Raw genomic sequence first — 17,694 nt, forward strand, 5'->3', positions numbered from 1 at the left:
GGGTGGCGCAAACGGTTCAATGTAAACAAGGAGGCGAAATTAAAAAAAAATCTGAATACCTCTGAAACTCAGCATTTTCTGGCCCAGGCCGGGACTGCTCTTTTCATCGGCACGCCATAAACCCGTCCATGGGGGCTTCGCTGCAGCCGTCCGGGCTGCAGAGACCCGTGAAAAAAGCAGTCCCGACCTTGAGCTGAAGATTGGGGGTAATCAGAAAAAAAATGGAAGGGGGTATGTTGACAATACGACCAATGCTCTGCCGCCCAGGATTGTCAGAGGGCAGGAATCTATAATATATAGAAAGTATTTAACGGTTCTTGGGAAAGGTAAAATAAAAAGTTGATCCTTTCCCCGGCAGAGATTCTACCCAGATCTTCCCGCCATGGCGTTCAACAATCTTCTGACACAAGGCGAGACCTATACCTGTTCCCGGATATTCACTGTCAGTATGAAGACGTTGAAACAACTTAAAGACGCGCTCGCGATATAGTGGCGAAAAACCGATCCCATTATCTTTGACAAAAAATTGATAACCATCTGCATACGGGCTGCAACCGATCTCAATTTTGGGGCGTGAGCTTTTGTTGTATTTAATACTGTTCGATATAAGATTGCGAAAGAGGCTTTGGATCTGGCTGGCATCAACAGAGAGGGTTGGCAGCTGCTCGCAATAGACATCTGCATGTTTCTCATCCAGTGCTGTTCTAAGATCATCTACAACCCTTTTGACAAGATAATCGATGTTTGTAGTGATAAACTTATTCTGGCGAGTGGTCACTCGCGACAGTGACAGGAAATCTTCGATCATGATCTTCATACGACGACCGGCAGCCACAGTTCTCTCCAGATAATCCTGACCCTTCTCATCCAGTTGATTGCCAAGATGGAGTTGTAGCAGCTGGAGGAAGCCGACTATAGAACGTAATGGCTCTTGAAGGTCATGAGAGACCGCATAGGCGAATTGTTCAAGATCCTTATTTGAACGCTCCAGTTCCATCTTTGCCTTTTTGCGCTCGGTGATATCCATCACAACGCCTATCATGCGTTTAGGCCGTCCCTGATCATCATAAAACACGCGTCCTTTCGGGGAAATCCAGTGTATACTGCCGTCCGGCCAGCAGACCCGCACCTTGCATGACAGCAACCCCGTTTCTTCGGCCCTGGAAAAGGCTTCCTCAAAAATGGGCCGGTCCTCGGACAACACGTGGCGCATCGCGATCTTATACCCCCATTTCGGCTGCATCTCGGCATAGCCCCAGATTTTATCGTGTTCCAGCGATCTTTCTGCGGTATCGGTGATCAGGTCCAGATCCCATATACCGATATCGGCCGCGGTCAGGGCAAACCGCAGCCGTTCTTCGCTCAGTCGCAGCTTTTCCTCTATATTTTTCACGTCATTGATATCACGGAAATTACCTACCCTATATATCGGCTCACCCTTTTCGTCGCGGATTATGACCACGTTATCACCAACCCAGATATACTCACCGCCTTTTGCCCTGAATCGATATTCCAGAGACCCGGAAGGTATGTCGCTTTCCATTATCTGGTCAAGTTCTTCTTGAAAACGTTCAACATCTTCCGGATGTATACGGTTACATATGTCTGCAATGGAAAATGCTGCGAACTCCTCCACAGGAATTCCGGTAATTCGGCTGATGACGGGGCTTACATAATCATAAGTATTTCTACGCAGATCCCGGCGATAAGAAGCATCCATTGAATTATTGAGGACACTCTTTAAATGATCTTCGCTCATTCGCAACTGCTGCTGTTCTCGATGCAGAATTTCCTCTAGACGTTTCTGGACATCCAGGCGAGCAATCATGTCGGGGGAATTGTCAATTATCTGATAGGCGTTTTCAGCCCGTTCTCTCTGCTGGTGCAGCTCGCTGGAGTCATTGCCTTCGATCAGCAGCTGGACAGTCTGGCCATTTTTAATACTCCTGACGCTCCAAGTAAACCAAACTTCCTTTCCGTTTTTAGTTAACGCTTTGCTTTCAATTCTATTATTTGGACCGTGGTCCTGGATGATCTTGGCGATGAGTTCTGAATTATCTTCTCCCTCACTATCCTTTTCGGGCAGAATCCTACCGACAAATGGCTCTCCAGCTACCTCTTCTCGCGAATAGCCGAATAATTCTTCGCTAAAGCGGTTGAAAAAGGTGATCATTCCCTTCTCATTGATACCTATGATGATACAACTAATCGTCTCGACCAGTTGCTGATAGTTAATTTTGAACTCCATTTCGGGCTCTTTCTTATGATCACTAAATTTATGTAAATTCATTACTTCCTGCAAATGACTGTTTAAAAACGATATAGGTTTATTACAACAATAATGATTAAGAAAAACATTTGACTAACATTAAGGAGTGTAAGGAGAACATTCTACTTATATAGGAAAGCAGGCTAAGCATTTTTGCGACGAGGCGGCACCCCGTGCTGCATGTGCATGTGGCCAGCAGTCGTCGAGATATGTCCAACCGGCGGTATTCGTGCTGAAGCTAAGGATTGGGGGAGAGAGGAGAGGATGTGGAAGAGGTGAACAACGGAATATCAGCTGAAACAACATCTCCGCTCACATTCCGTCGTATTCATGTTCAGAGAACAAATCTCGGAGGGCTATTCTACATTTCAAGAGCAATGCTGTATATCCGGAAATGCAACATTAAAGTCATTGGTTCTATAGGCGATTCCATGAAACCATGGTAAAGATACAACCCTCTGACTCCCTCTGATAGAGTCAGGAACAACGGATACCCACCTGTCAAGAAACATTAAAGGCTGCACTTTCTACAGATCCGGTTTAATCAGAGCCTTGGGTCAATCGATCCAGGTCCACCGCAGTCAGGAGTATAACAGGAAACATCTTTAAAAGTGCATTTCTCTTTGCAGCCAGGGCACATTCCCGGCGGAACGGGTGCCTGAAATGTATGACCGCAATTTCCACATTTCCAGAAAGAATCCATTTTATCCACTTGGCTTCCTTGTTGTTTCTCACTCATAATCATTCCTTAATTTAAATATTGATGTTATATCGGACGGGCATTGGTGGAGCACTGAATTCAGTAATCACCGTTGTGGTAATGCCCATATTATGCAGTAATCCTGGCAGACAGCTTCTTGCCATAATCCTGTGCTACCTTGACACCTCCATCGACCGAAATACCTTTCAACATCAGCGGAGAATCGACCATATCCATTTCATAAATGTTTTTCATGGTATCGAATATTCGTTCAGCGGCTTCCCCGCTCCAGCCGAAGGAGCCGAATGATCCTCCTTTTTTCCCCTTCAGATCTGCCTTTTCGGCGATAAACAGAAAGCTCTTCATCCTGGTCATCATTTCACCATGGTAGGTGGGTGAGCCGAATGCATAAATATCATAGCCGGCAAGATCACTCTCCTTTTTGATCTCATTGACGTCTTTAATAGTCACCTCATTGGCCGAAAAACGAAGCCCTTCGGCGATGAGTTCGGCGATTTTCTGGCTTTCACCTGTACGGGTTGCATAAACAATAAGTGCTCGAGCCATTTTGACATATTCCTTAAGAGTAAATTTTTTTCCTGCAAAATCATAAATAGTCCGACACATCACCAAAACACACACTAGACCGTTAATAATAACTATTATCAACACCATTGCTTTGTCTGTCAATGGGATGATTTTTATTAAACGGAGAAAAATCTGAGTAGATATACTGAATAGGACAAAGGACCAAATCAGGTCCGAATTCCGGAATTTAAAGTATTTTTGCGAAACTGCAATTTTGGAAAGCGATTATTCTATTTTTGCAGAAAACCATACTGGTAAAGTCCGTCGATTATACCGGCGGCATATTGTTCGGAACTGAAATAAATGTTGGTCTTCCCCTTCAGTTTGTTCATCTTCTCGCTTTGATTGGCAACGATAAGACCCCGTGTTTTTCCGGTGATCATATCTTCATCGTCGCTCGAATCGCCGGCAACCATGATATAGCGCGGAGAAAATTCGTATTTATAGCTGATATAATCAATCGCCCTGCCCTTTGAGGCACGAAGCGGCAGGATATCTAAAAACTGTCCGTGGGTATAGATGACATTACAGCGCAGCCGGTATTCCGCCAGTTTTTGACGAATCTGATCGAGACGTCCGTCCTTTTCTTCCAGGTAGTAGCTTATCTTATAATTACTCTGCCCCTCGGCCTCCTGAAAGACCAAAAAATCAAAGGAATCGAGGGCATCCTTTATGGCCTCCGGCTTCCACTGATAGGAAATCTGATTTTGCCAGCCTTTATCCATGCGAAAATCGGGACCGTAATATATTTCCGTGCCAACGGAGCATAAGAGGATATCAGGTATGGGAATGTCATATTCCGTCATCGCCTCCAGGGCCAGTTCGAGACTGCGTCCGGTGGCGATCCCCCAGGCCAGTTCTTCCTGATGGCTTTCCAGGAGCTGGAACAGCTCCCGCATATGGGCATCATTGCCGACCAGGGTATTATCTATGGTGGTGATCATAAGACGATTTACATTTGTTAATCGCTTGCCGAATGAGGGCCGTTCACTGCCATAGGGAACAACGATCTTTTCCTTTTCCTGCTCTTCCACAGTGTCGGGAAACAATTGACGGAGCTGGGCCAGGTATTTTTTACAATGGGCATTCCATGAATAATGCCGGCGTACCCCGTTGATGCCATTGTTCGAATACATATTCCATGCTTCCTGGTCAACCAGGAGTGAATGTATTGCTAGAGCCACTTTTTCCGAGTCTCCGACATCCACGAGAATGCCATTGTCGCAATTCTCGACAATATCCCGAGGGCCGCCCTCCTGAGTCGCCACTATCGGCAGGCCAACGGCAGAGGCCTCGATCAGGGTAATACCGAAAGGTTCGATAAGAGCGGGATTGACAAATACTCCGCGCGTCTCCGCACAAAGCCTGTACAGTTCCGGGACTTCAGTTGCAAAATCGTGCTTTTTCGGGATCGCCAGTTTACCGTAAAGATCATAGGTATCCATCTGCAGCAGCATGTTCGTAAGAACATCCTTTTCATTTTCTTCCATTTTGCTGATATCATTTCTTATACCTGCAAAAATCGCCAGATTGGCTATGGCCTGCAGACTCTTGTCACTGCCGTAGGCCTTGATCAAACCGGTAATATTCTTTCTATGGTCTGGTCGGCACAGGGCGAGAATAAACGGTTTTTCAGGTTTGGCCCAAAAACGGTTCAGTTCATTGAGAAGCGTCACCCTGGTCTGCTTGACCTCATCGCTGAGAAGCTCGCTGTCTATCTGCAGATCATAATAAGGGTAAAAGACTTCCAGGTCGATGCCGGGGGGGATCACAGCGAAATTGCGATGCTTGCCGTTGGTGTAAAGGCCATACTGTTTATCGATCTCCTGCTGTGTTGAAGTTACAATGAGATCGGCCTTCCTGATAATTTTTTCTTCCCTGCCGATACGGGTGGACATTTTGTAATGGCTGTTGATTCTCTTTTCACTCAGACCATCAGCCAGCAGTTTAGTCTTCTTGTTGCGCCCCATGGAATGCCCGGTAAACACCAGAGGAGTATCGAAAGCGGCGGCAAGCTCCATGGCAACATAGCCCGCATCGGTATAATGCCCGTGAAAAACGTCGGGGCTTCGGTCCTGTGACTTTATATAGCGGATGGTGTTGTCGATAAACTCCTCCAGATGAGGCCAGAGCAGTTCTTTGCGGATATATTTTCTGCCGCCGCATCGTATTCGAACGATGCGAACCTTTTCGGAGATTTCTTCAATGACATTGCTGTAATCCGGGGCGACTGATTTGCTCTCTATCAGTCTGGTGAAAAGGTCGACCCGGGCTACCTCCTTCTGCTCACCCAGGGTTTTGGCCAGTTCGAGAACATATTTAACCTGGCCCCCGGTATCCGCATCCACACCTAACTCGGGAGACTCGCTGCGGATAAGCCCGTGGATACTGAAAAGGAGGATATATAGTCCGTTTGGTTCCATGTTTGCTGCTTTACTCCTGAAAGTCTGTCAAAACGAGAAAACATAAAGCTTTGTTCCCGCCCGTCCACCATTCTTTGTTCTTTTCCGGGGCCGGATATTCTCATTACATCATCTTTAATCCTATCTTTTTCATGTCCTCAGTGCAAATCTTTTCGTGTATTTCAGCTGTGATGCGAATCTACAGAGGCTGCCTTCTAAAAATTTCTATACGAGGCGATTAGGATTCTTCTTCATTTTTTGTAAATATTCAGCAAGTAGCTAAAAACCGGCAATTTACTCTGAACTGCAACTATTCAGCAGAGCTCCAGATGTGCGCAGGTAAGCGCAGACTCCGAGCAGCCGGGAAGACTATAGTGTGCCTATGTTTTTCGGGCTGATCGTGTGCAGATGGGGTGCTGCTGAATAGTTGCCATTTTTTAGATTTTCGAAACTGAAGATATGAACGAGTAGATTTTTGTGATACAAAGAAGAAATAAAAATACAGTATGAAATTCAGAGGATAATATGAACGTCACCGAAAGTAGAAGAGTTTCCAGGCTAAAGCTGTTCATGGCTCTTTCCAGAACACCGCACGGCTTGCTCGATATGTGCACACCATTGCTGGCGGCTTTGCTGTGGCTGGGAAGACCTCCCGAACCGGAGATTATTGTGCTCGGCATGATCGCTGCTTTTGCCGGATATACCGCGGTCTATGCCCTGAATGATATTGTCGATTATGAAAACGACAAAAAAAAGATTATTCAAAGCGGCTTTCATCGGGACACCGGCTATCTCGATGCCTCCTTTATCCGACATCCCCTGGCCCAGGGATTCTTGAGCATGACCGAAGCAGTTGTATGGACCGCGAGCTGGATGATGATTTCCCTGACCAGCGCCTATCTGCTCAATCCCATATGCGCCCTCATCCTGATAGTTGGTTGCGCTCTGGAGATTCTCTACTGCCTTTTGCTGCAGGTAAGTCACCTCCGCACCATGGTAAGCGGTGTTGTAAAAACACTCGGGGGCCTTGCTGCGGTATTTGCAGTTGACGCCTCTCCGGATCCCATGCTGCTGCTCTTGATTTTCTCCTGGCTGTTTCTCTGGGAGATTGGTGGTCAGAATGTGCCGGCTGACTGGCATGACATCCAGGAGGATATTACCCTGCAAGCCAGGACTGTTCCTGTTTCCCTGGGAGCCCGGATTGCCAGCATGATTGTTCTGGGTACCCTGAGCGCAAGCCTTATTCTCGGCGGTGTGCTTTTCCTGGCCGCTCCTCTGCGCTTCCCGCTCCCTTTCTACCTGGGTACGATTTTGGCAGGCCTGTATCTGCTGATACTGCCGGCGCTGCGCCTTTTTCGGACCAGGGACAGAGATGAGGCATCGGCTCTGTTCAACCGGGCAAGCTATTATCCCTGTGTCCTTTTCATTCTGACTCTGGCGACTTTGACTCCGGTTTTCAGGTGATCTTCGGAGGTCAGGGAAGGCAAATGACCATTTTTTCAAAGACGGCACATATTCTCGGGAGCAACCTTGCCCATGAAGTATATTTTTGATATCAATCATATTATGGTCTATATTTACGATGTCTTCTTTTTACACTAAAATCGCAAAACCAAATTCAGAGGTCACTCCGGAATCAAACCGGTGCCTCCGGAGAGAAGAAAATATGAGCATGAACAAATTGTCTTTTCATTCGCCCAAAGCAAAGATAATGGCAACCTTCTTCTGGGTGCTGATTTCCTTCTGCAGCGCCGCCCTGCTCGGCGGCTGCAGCGAAATGGTCCTCCTTAACCCCAAGGGACCTGTGGGCGAGACCGAACGCTTCGTCATCATTGTGGCCTTTATCCTGATGCTGATCGTTGTTATTCCGGTTATCATCATGGCCTTTTCTTTCCCCTGGAAATATCGAGCTTCAAATACCACCGCGAAATATCTGCCCAAATGGAGCTATTCCGGCAGAATTGAGCTGGTCATCTGGCTGACCCCGGCAGTTATCGTTATCGGCCTGGGGACGCTGATCTGGAACGCAACCTTTGAGCTGGACCCATACAGGCCCCTGGACTCCGATGCCGAACCCGTCACTATCGAAGCCATATCTCTGGACTGGAAATGGCTGTTTATCTATCCCGAGCAGAACATCGCCGTCGTCAATGAAATAGTGTTTCCCACCGATGTACCGCTCAATTTCAGAATTACTTCCGATACTGTCATGACCTCCTTTTTTATACCGCAGCTTGGCAGTCAGATATATGCCATGGCCGGAATGGCGACAAAGCTGCATCTGCTGGCCAGCGAGCCGGGGGTCTTCGCCGGCCAGAACCAGCAGTTCAGCGGCAGCGGCTACTCCTATATGAATTTCACGGCAACCGCAACTTCCCCTGAACAGTACGAGGCATGGCTGCAAAAGATCAGAAACTCACCTGAAGCCCTCGATATCGCGAAATATGAGGAGTTGGTTGAACCAACCCCGGGGTATCCGGTTACCTATTTTTCTTCGGTCAAAGCCAATCTATTTGAGGATATTATGGCCAAATACAACGCAAGCGGCAGTGCAAAAGACGCCATCAGGAGGAAATCCGTTTCCATGCCTGTGCAGAACGTTGCCGGCCTGGAAGGAGAATGACATGTTTGGAAAATTAAACATCAACGCCGTCCCTTATCATGACCCCATCGCCATGGGCGCCGTGATCGGTTCTATATTACTGGGCCTGCTGATCCTGGGTTTTATTACCTACCAGCGAAGGTGGACATATCTCTGGGCAGGATGGCTGATCAGCCTCGATCATAAAAAGATCGGTATCATGTATATTATTCTGGCACTGGTGATGCTGCTGCGTGGATTTTCCGATGCCGTCATGATGCGGGCTCAACAGGCCATAGCAGTGGGTGGATTCGAGGGCTTTCTTCATGCGGACCACTACAACCAGATTTTCACGGCCCATGGCACCATAATGATTATTTTTGTAGCCATGCCGTTTCTCACTGGCTTGATGAACATCATCGTTCCGCCGCAGATCGGCGCCCGTGACGTCGCCTTTCCCTATCTCAATTCGTTGAGTTTCTGGCTGACCGCGGCTGGAGCGATGCTGGTCATGCAGTCTCTGGGAGTGGGAGAGTTCTCCAAAGCCGGCTGGTCCGGATACGCGCCGCTGTCGGAGTTGGAGTACAGCCCGGAAACCGGGGTCGATTACTGGCTGTGGGCATTGCAGATCGCCGGTATCGGCTCGTTATTGACCAGCATCAATTTCATCGTCACTATTCTCAGGATGCGCGCCCCGGGGATGACGCTTATGCGCATGCCGATCTTCACCTGGAATACGTTGTGCACCTCCATCCTCATACTTTTTTCATTCCCTGTTCTTACCGCCGCCCTTTCCATGCTGACGCTCGACCGCTATTTGGACATGCATTTTTTCACCAATACTCTGGGCGGCAACACCATGATGTATGTCAATCTCTTCTGGATCTGGGGTCATCCCGAAGTCTACATCGTCGTCCTGCCGGCCTTCGGTGTATATTCGGAGATCGTTGCCACCTTTTCGAGAAAACCGTTGTTCGGGTATGTCTCGATGGTCTGGGCAACCGTAGCGATTACGGTTCTGTCGTTTTCCGTATGGGTGCATCATTTCTTCACCATGGGTGCGGGACCTAACGTCAACCTCTTCTTCGGCATCACGACCATGATCATCGCCGTTCCCACCGGCGTCAAGATTTTCAACTGGCTTTTCACTATGTTCCGTGGCCGCGTCAGATTGGCAACACCGATGTACTGGACCCTTGGATTTATATCAACATTTGCGGTGGGTGGCATGACCGGCGTTTTGCTGGCGGCACCCCCTGCCGACTTTGTCTTTCATAACAGCCTGTTTTTAGTTGCCCACTTCCATAATGTATTGATTCCCGGGGCCCTGTTTGGCTATTTTGCCGCCTATTCGTATTGGTTTCCCAAAGCAATCGGCTTTCCCCTGGATGAAAAATGGGGCAAACGGGCCTTCTGGTGCTGGCTTATCGGCTTTTATCTTGCTTTCATTCCCCTGTACATCCTCGGCTTTATGGGAATGTCACGCCGTCTTTCCTTCTATGAAAATACGGCCTGGCAACCATACCTGGTCATCGCTGCGGTGGGAACGTTTATCATTCTCTTCGGAGTAATCTGCCAGATGATTCAGCTGCTGGTCAGTATCAAAAACAGAGACGCCACCCGAGATTTGACTGGTGATTCCTGGGATGACGGCCGCACCCTCGAGTGGGCCACTGCCTCGCCGCCACCGGTCTACAACTTCGCCACCATTCCGGTGGTGCACAGCAGAGACGCCTTCGAGGATATGAAGGAGCGAGGTACGGCTTATCAAAGACCGGATCATTACGAGGATATCCATATGCCCAAGGATACAGCCTTTGGTCTCGTCAACGGTGTTCTTGCTTTTGTTTTCGGCTTTGCCATGGTCTGGTACATCTGGTGGCTGGCCATCGTTGCCGCCCTGGGAGTGCTTGTCACAATCATAGCCCGCGCCTCCGATGACAAGATCCATTACTTTATCCCTGCCGCCATCGTCGAAGACACCGAAAACGAGTGGTACCGGCAGTTGGATGCCTCTGCAGCGATGCATGCGGCAGAAAAACCAGGAACCGCAAAACCATAGATGAGAGCAACTATGATACGTGAGGATATCAATACCGGCCCCATTTCCGTTGAGGGACATGAAGAGCATGCCGCAGGAAGCCACGCACTCGGCTTCTGGCTCTACCTCATGTCCGATCTGGTAATTTTTGCGGCAATTTTTGCAACCTATGCCGTGCTGGTCGATAACGTCGCCGGAGGCCCTTCGGGAAAAGAGTTGTTTCACCTGCCGTTTGTCTTTGGAGAAACGATGCTGCTGCTGTTCAGCAGCGCCACCTGCGGCATGGCTATACTGGCTCTGCATGAGGGTAAAAGGGAGAGGGTTCTTTCCTGGCTGACCCTCACCTTTCTGCTGGGTCTTGGCTTTATCATCATGGAAATCAGCGAGTTTCACGCCCTGATCAGCGAAGGCCACGGCCCTGATCGCAGTGCTTTCCTGTCGGCCTTTTTCACTTTGGTGGGCACCCACGGCCTCCATGTGGCCTCCGGTCTTCTCTGGATGGCGGTAATGATGGTTCAGGTGATTTCCAAGGGGTTGACCATACCCGTGCATTCCCGCCTGATACGGCTCAGCATGTTCTGGCATTTTCTGGACATCGTCTGGGTGGCGCTCTTTACCATTGTCTACCTGATGGGGGATATATAAATGGAACATACACCTGTCGACAGCAGCGGAGCAAGCCGGGGAAGTTATAGATCATATGCAATCGGCTTCATCCTCTCCATAGTTCTGACTGCCCTTGCCTTTGGCAGTGTAATGATCGGCGGTTTCTCCCGATTAACAATCCTGGCCATAATTGTCGGTGCCGCCATAGCCCAGATGCTGGTGCATCTGCATTATTTCCTGCACCTGGATTCTTCATCGGAGTCGCGCTGGAATCTTCTCGCCTTTATCTTCACGGTTTTGATCATGGCCCTTTTTGTCGGGGGTACGCTGTGGATTATGTATAATCTCAATTACCGCATGATGTACTAAATCAGCAGAGCTAAATCAGAAAGGAAAAACCTGCCCGGCTATGGGTAATAATGAGGTCTCCCCAGCCCTCTCTTTTATGAAGTGAATGGCATATTTTCTGCACCTCCTTGTTTAATCGGCCCGGGATCTTAATTTGGAGCTGGAAGATTAACTTAGACAGGAGGGTGGAATGGAAAAGAATGTAGGAAGTCTTGACAAGAATATTCGGTACCTGCTTGCGGCTGTCCTGGTCCTTATCGCGCTGTTTACCCCGCTGGACCCAATCTGGAGAATTGTGCTTCTGATCTTGGCAGCCATTGCTTTTGTCACTGCGATTACCGGGCTGTGACCGCTTTGGAGGGTGCTCGGGATAAGCACCCGTAATAAAAACGGCAAAAAATCATGACCAGGCGCCGGGCACTTATGTGCTCATCGCTTTTTTCTCTGAAGCATGTCGACGAGCTCTTCAAGGAATTTTTGAACCTGCCCGCAGTCATCAAGGGCATAACGGGCCGATGAACGGCGGGAAGTTTCAGGAGACTCGCTGTCTTTTACCACAATGCCAATGCCGCCGGCCTGGAGTTCCCTGAAGGCATCCTCGTCGGTTACATCGTCGCCGATATAAAAAGGAAGGATATCGGAGTCATCCTGCTCCAGGACTTCGAGCAGCCGGCATAAGGCTTTCCCCTTATGCCAGTCTATTTCAGGCTGCAATTCAAAGATTTTTTTGCCGGTTCTTTTGCGAAGGCGGGGATTCTCAACCAGCACTTGATCCACAGCTTCTTCTACTGCCTGTTCCCTGTTTTCTTTCACATTCCGGTAATGTATCGCGATCGAAAATCTCTTTCTTTCGACCTGGGCGCTCGGAATATCCGAGAGCAGTGGCCGAAGTGATTTTTCAGCACTGTCCAGTGCCGGCAGAAATTCAAGGCCTTGCTGATGATCCACATGCCTTTCTGCAGGGCCGGAAATATCAAATCCGTGGCTGCCTGCAAAAAAGAGACCGTCAATGCCCACCAACTCTTGCACATCGGGTAAATCCCGGCCACTGATCACCGCCACCGTGCATCTCTTTGCAAGTGCCGATATTGTAAGCCTCATATCCTCAGATAGAATTGCAAGGTCGGGACGTTCAACAATCGGAGTCAGGGTTCCATCATAATCCAAAGCTATAAAGGGATGCTTCGCCTCAAGCTGCTTTTCTATTTCCTCCATAACGTCCAGGGCCGAGGGAAGATCATCAATACTCTGTTCCCAGGCCGGAATTTCACCGTCCACGGTGAGTTCGGACATATAGTTAACCACAATGTCTGCCCCATTACTTTTCAGGGCCTCGGCCTGGCCGACCCGATCTACACCGACCACCAAACCGAAATTCCCATTCCGCCCTGCCTGTACGCCTGAGATGGCGTCTTCCAGAACAATGGCGCGCCCGGGAATTACCTTGAGGCGCCGAGCGGCTTCGAGGAAAATATCGGCTTCGGGTTTACCGTTGAGACCAAGTTGTTCAGAAACCATACCATCAACTCTGGTATCAAACAGATCTTCAATTCCGACAGCCTTCAATACCACCTGGCAGTTTTTGCTGGAGGAAACAATCGCCGTCTTAAAACCCCTCTCCCTCAGCAGATGAAGAAAGGCTAAGGTAAGTTCATAAGCTTCAACACCATACTTTTCCAAATGCTCGTTCAGTAGCTGATTTTTACGGTTTCCCAGGCCGCAGACCGTCTCTGCATCCGGGGGATCATCTTTGCTGCCGAACGGTAAATCGATCCCCCGGGACTCCAGAAAGCTTCTGACCCCCTCGTAACGTGGTTTGCCGTCGACGTAATTATTGTAGTCCGGACCTGAATCAAAAGGTTCCCATGAGCTGTCCCCTGATGCTGCCCTCTTTTGCAGATATTCATCGAAGAGCCTTTTCCAGGATGCGGCATGCATCTTTGCCGTCTTGGTAACCACCCCGTCCAGATCGAACAGAACCGCATCGAATTTCTCCCTGGCGACATCCATTACCGGTGATTGGCAGACCATTTTGCTCCTCCTTGTTTATCTTTTAGGAAGGATCAGCCTGAAGATCATACCTCGCCCCTCAAGCTGTTCATACTGGAGTTCACCGCCGTGGGCCTCGATAATCTTTTTGCAGATCGGCAATCCCAGACCGGTACCTTCCTTTTTCTTCGAGACAAAGGGTTGGAAGATATCATCGATTATTGCAGTAGAGATTCCCGGCCCCTGATCTTGCACTTCTATTACGAGGTTGCGGGAATCGTCCATCCTGGTGCGTATTATTACCGTCTCCCGGGCCGAAGAAGCCTCCACTGCATTGTTTATCAGATTAAGCAGTGCCTGTTGCAGCCGATTGGGATCATAGAAGAAACGTACCTGGTCATCCTCCAGGGCCAACTTGAGGTTTACATTATATTTCCCGGCAAGTTCTTTAGCAACAGGCAGTATTTCCTGAAGAAAGTTACTAACTTCACCCTCATGCCACTCAAGTTCAAGAGGTCTGGCAAAAGCCAGCAAATCCTTGATCATCGTTTCCAGCCTCTGCGTTTGCTGCACAATAATATCAAGCTTCTTTCCCACAGCATCTTCCGGTTCGAGTTTACGTCTGATCTGCAGGCACAGTCCACCGATGGCCATCAATGGTGTCTTCATGTCATGGGCAACGAAGGCAACTGCCTTGCCCATTGCGGCCAGGCCTTCCTCCCGCCGTCTCATCTCTTGATTAGCTTTTTCCCGATCCCGCAGCCAGCCGATCAAGCCCCCGAGTATAATGAATAATACAACCTCGAAAATACCCGCAAAATCATCGGGGATACTTCCGCTTGAGCTCCTGATGACATCAGGCATATACAGTACGGTAATACCAAAAGCTGCAGCCAACCCACCGCGCAAACCGAACCAAAATCCGGCCAAAAAAACAGGGAGGAGATACAACTCCCTATATATCAGGTGCCATACCACTTCTTCCTGTGGCTCCAGGTAATAAAGCACGCTTATGAGAAGAATCAGAAAAGCAACAATGCTTATTCGAAGAATATTTTTTTTGGTTGTTGACACCATTTTCAGCAGAACCGGCTTACATAATATTGTGGCAATGACAATGTTTCTTGCCTGAAGAAAGCTACTCCATCTTCATCCAATAGGTGATGATCTCGTAAAAAGTCATCGGGGCTGCCGAGATGGACTCTGCGATAAGCAGCCGTACGGGCATAAACTCCGACTATGAGAAATTTCGATGACCAGGCGCAGATCGAGCTTTTGACGAGTCCAGTATAACTGATCCGCAAAGAGTGCCATCAGCCTGTTTTGCGCCTACCCAAAAATGGTTGACTATAAAAACAGCATATCCTGTGCCACTTTGCCGACTAAAAGGAGCGCTATGGCTTATGCTGCTGCGCTGATAGAATAAATCGCCGCAGGAAAAAAACAGGAAGGGGACAAAACCGAAAGGAGCTCAACTCTCGGCTGAAGGGCATTTTGTTTTTCCCGGCTACCACGGTGCTACCGGGATCCAGACCGAAAGTGTCATCATGCTTTTTCACCTTTCGAGCAGTTATGTACTAATGATCGCTGTATCCTTCCATTGTATTTTTTCCCCGGAAAATCCAATAACTGTAACTGGTATAGGCAAGGATTATGGGTAATAGAATTGCCATAACCACCAGCATGAACTGGAGTGTTGTCTGACTGGCGGCGACATCCTGTACGGTCAGAGAGGCAGTATCTATACTGGGAATCATAGCAGGATACAGACCAATGGAGAGTCCGGTAAAAGAGAAAGTGATAATCAGCCAGTTCCAGAACAGCGGAGCAAATTCCCTTCTCTGTCGCAGACTCCGAAAATACATGTAAAAACACACCAGCGTTAGCAGCAGAAAGAAATAGAGAAATGAAGGTGGCCATTCCAGCCATTTGGCTGCCATATTCTGATGCAGCGCGCTGGTTGCCAGAAATACCGCGGCGGATACAATCAAGGTGACCGCACCTGAAAGCCTGCCTATTCGATAACTCCACTCCTTCAGCTTTGCAGTTGTTGTCTTGGCAATCAGAAAGCCTGATCCGAGCATCAGGTAGCCAAAAATAACGCCGGCGGTGGCAACAAAGGAATACCAGTTTATCCAGTCTCCCGGTTGTCCGGCAAAAGACTCAGCTTCCACCGTAATTCCACCAAGCAGCCCGCCAAGGGCAAATCCTTGGCCCAGGGTTGTCATCAGACTGCCGATGCCGAAGGAGAAGAGCCACACCTTTTTCCATTTGGCATTGGCATGAAATTCGAAAGCCACTCCACGAAAAATAAATCCGAACAGCATTAGGGTAAAGGGGATATAAAGGGCGGAAAGAACTATGGAATAAAAGAGCGGAAAGGCCCCGAACAGCATACCGCCGAGGATAACGATCCAGGTCTGATTACCATGCCAGATGGAATGGATCGATTGCATCATCTCATTTTTTTCCTCACTGTCCCAGACAAAGAGGGTCATCATGCCGATGCCAAGATCCGCTCCATCGGTGAGAGCGTAATAGAGCAGAAAAAAACCGACCAGCAGCAGCCATATGTTGGCCAGATTCGCATTTATTATGTCCATCTGAATAAGCCCCGTTTAAAGTGGTTTTTGCAGTAGCTCTCTTTTTCCAGTCACCGGTGAATAGATTTTGACATATCATCGGAAAGGCGGCTGAAAATCCGGCCCTTTGTTAAGCAGGCGTTTTGCCAACACAAGAAAAATAATCAACAGCAGGAAGTAAATAGCAACGAAACCAATCAGAGAACCGGCCACCGTCTCCGCCGGCAGTCTGCTCACCCCATCTTCAGTGCGCAACACACCCTGGATCACCCATGGCTGTCTGCCCACCTCGCGAACGACCCATCCGGCCTCCATGGCGATATAGCTCATGGGAATCGCCCACATCCAGGAATACAGCAGCCATTTTTGCCGGCCTGCCCGCTCCGCAGTCAGTTTTCCTTTCCACCAGGCCCAGAGCGACCATAAAATGAGGAAGACAAAGAAGAACCCCAGAAACATCATGATCCTGAAGGAATAAAAAGTGAGCGCCACCGGCGGCTGGTCCTCTGCCGGGACCTCGCGCAATCCCATAACCTGACCGGTGGGCGAGTAGGTGGTGATGAGGCTGAGGGCGTAGGGCACTTCGATATCCCAGGTATTGTCCTGGAGATTTTCATCGGGCCAGGCCAGAATTTTCCAGCCCGCACCCTCGCCTTGGGGATTGGTCTCCCAGTGAGCTTCAAGAGCTGCCAGCTTGACAGGCTGGTTCTGGAAGACCGATTTGCCGGCGCCATCACCATTGACAACCTGGAGGGTAGTGATGAAAAGCCCGGCTATAATCATCATCTTGAAGGAGAGAAGAAAAAAATCCGGATGTCTGCCTCGCAGCAGATACCAGGCACTGATGCCGCCGATAACAAAAATGGAAATCTCCAGGCAGGCGAACCACATGTGGGTAATGCCCCAGAAGGCATCCGGATTCCAGATGGCTGCAAAAATATCCGTCAGATAAAAACGTCCTTCGATGAAATCTCCGCCGACCGGAGTCTGCATCCACGAATTGGCCGCCATAATCCAAAAGGCCGAAAGCGAGCCGCCAAAAGCGACCATGCAGGTCGCGAAAAGATGCATTCCGGCTGAGACCCGTTTCCACCCGAAGGCCATAATCCCGAGGAATGCGGCCTCGAGCATGAAGGCCATGGAGGCCTCGAAGCCGAGAAGATGCCCGAAGATATCACCACCGGTACGGGAAAAGGCGCTCCAGTTCGTACCAAACTGAAACTCCATGGGGATGCCGCTGACCACCCCCACGGCAAAATTGAGCAGGAAAAGACGCATCCAGAAACGGGCATGATGGTAATATATTTCCTTACGGGTAATGAGCCAGAGTGCTTCCGTTACCACCAGGAAAATGCTCAGACCGATGGTGAGCACCGGCCAGATAATATGAAAAATCGCAGTAAAAGCAAAGTGAATGCGGGAGAGCAAGATATGATCCTGAAAGATTTCCATGCCGGAGTGACTCCCCTGATTAATGTTGTGTTGTCAACTCTGATGCATCCAGCCATCTGACATCGTGGCAACTTTTTACGAGATTATCAACTCTTCCCTCAGTTTTCCTGGACAACATGAATATCTGCCCCAAATT

General features: G+C 49.0%; 13 protein-coding genes. 6 read left to right on the forward strand and 7 right to left on the reverse strand.

Translation table 11 applies throughout. The features are described 5' to 3' along the window. Positions 1-307 precede the first annotated feature (307 nt). From JWG88_RS15410 to JWG88_RS15420, 3 genes are all read right to left on the reverse strand, one after another. Positions 308-2,290 (reverse strand): PAS domain-containing sensor histidine kinase, encoded by a 1,983-nt coding sequence (locus JWG88_RS15410; protein ID WP_205234678.1) that lies wholly within the window; start codon positions 2,288-2,290, stop codon positions 308-310. Positions 2,291-3,098: 808 nt separating this feature from the next. Continuing rightward, entirely contained in the window at positions 3,099-3,536 is a 438-nt protein-coding gene (locus tag JWG88_RS15415) for a flavodoxin domain-containing protein (RefSeq protein ID WP_205234679.1), read from the reverse strand. 251 nt (positions 3,537-3,787) lie between these two features. After that, positions 3,788-5,980, reverse strand: coding sequence for an HAD-IIB family hydrolase (locus tag JWG88_RS15420; RefSeq protein WP_205234680.1), 2,193 nt, complete (start codon positions 5,978-5,980; stop codon positions 3,788-3,790). Positions 5,981-6,484: 504 nt separating this feature from the next. Here JWG88_RS15420 and JWG88_RS15425 point away from each other — a divergent pair. The 6 genes from JWG88_RS15425 (at position 6,485) to JWG88_RS15450 (ending at position 11,884) form a co-directional block, all read left to right on the forward strand. Further along, positions 6,485-7,423: a UbiA family prenyltransferase gene (locus tag JWG88_RS15425; RefSeq protein WP_205234681.1), complete on the forward strand. Its 939-nt coding sequence runs from the start codon at positions 6,485-6,487 to the stop codon at positions 7,421-7,423. A gap of 208 nt (positions 7,424-7,631) precedes the next feature. Then, positions 7,632-8,582 carry a ubiquinol oxidase subunit II gene (cyoA, locus tag JWG88_RS15430; RefSeq protein ID WP_371927094.1) on the forward strand — a complete coding sequence of 317 codons (951 nt, stop codon included), beginning with the start codon at positions 7,632-7,634 and terminating at the stop codon, positions 8,580-8,582. A gap of 1 nt (position 8,583) precedes the next feature. Next, positions 8,584-10,602, forward strand: a complete 2,019-nt coding sequence (gene cyoB / locus JWG88_RS15435) for a cytochrome o ubiquinol oxidase subunit I (protein WP_205234683.1) — start codon at positions 8,584-8,586, stop codon at positions 10,600-10,602. Between the two features lie 12 nt (positions 10,603-10,614). Continuing rightward, on the forward strand, positions 10,615-11,226 hold the full coding sequence (gene cyoC, locus JWG88_RS15440) for a cytochrome o ubiquinol oxidase subunit III (protein WP_240194495.1): 612 nt from the start codon (positions 10,615-10,617) through the stop codon (positions 11,224-11,226). After that, positions 11,227-11,556, forward strand: a complete 330-nt coding sequence (gene cyoD, locus JWG88_RS15445) for a cytochrome o ubiquinol oxidase subunit IV (RefSeq protein ID WP_205234685.1) — start codon at positions 11,227-11,229, stop codon at positions 11,554-11,556. Between the two features lie 169 nt (positions 11,557-11,725). Next, complete coding sequence (locus JWG88_RS15450) at positions 11,726-11,884, forward strand: YgaP family membrane protein (protein ID WP_205234686.1); 159 nt, start codon at positions 11,726-11,728, stop codon at positions 11,882-11,884. Between the two features lie 80 nt (positions 11,885-11,964). On the opposite strand, the gene otsB is transcribed toward JWG88_RS15450, so the two are convergent. From otsB to JWG88_RS15470, 4 genes are all read right to left on the reverse strand, one after another. Continuing rightward, positions 11,965-13,566 (reverse strand): trehalose-phosphatase, encoded by a 1,602-nt coding sequence (gene otsB, locus JWG88_RS15455; protein WP_205234687.1) that lies wholly within the window; start codon positions 13,564-13,566, stop codon positions 11,965-11,967. Between the two features lie 15 nt (positions 13,567-13,581). Next, positions 13,582-14,601, reverse strand: coding sequence for an ATP-binding protein (locus tag JWG88_RS15460; protein WP_205234688.1), 1,020 nt, complete (start codon positions 14,599-14,601; stop codon positions 13,582-13,584). 500 nt (positions 14,602-15,101) lie between these two features. Beyond that, complete coding sequence (locus JWG88_RS15465) at positions 15,102-16,127, reverse strand: cytochrome d ubiquinol oxidase subunit II (RefSeq protein ID WP_205234689.1); 1,026 nt, start codon at positions 16,125-16,127, stop codon at positions 15,102-15,104. Between the two features lie 75 nt (positions 16,128-16,202). Beyond that, complete coding sequence (locus tag JWG88_RS15470) at positions 16,203-17,558, reverse strand: cytochrome ubiquinol oxidase subunit I (protein ID WP_205234690.1); 1,356 nt, start codon at positions 17,556-17,558, stop codon at positions 16,203-16,205. Between the last annotated feature and the right edge of the window lie 136 nt (positions 17,559-17,694).

It is taken from the genome of Desulfopila inferna, assembly GCF_016919005.1.
Classification (GTDB): domain Bacteria; phylum Desulfobacterota; class Desulfobulbia; order Desulfobulbales; family Desulfocapsaceae; genus Desulfopila_A; species Desulfopila_A inferna.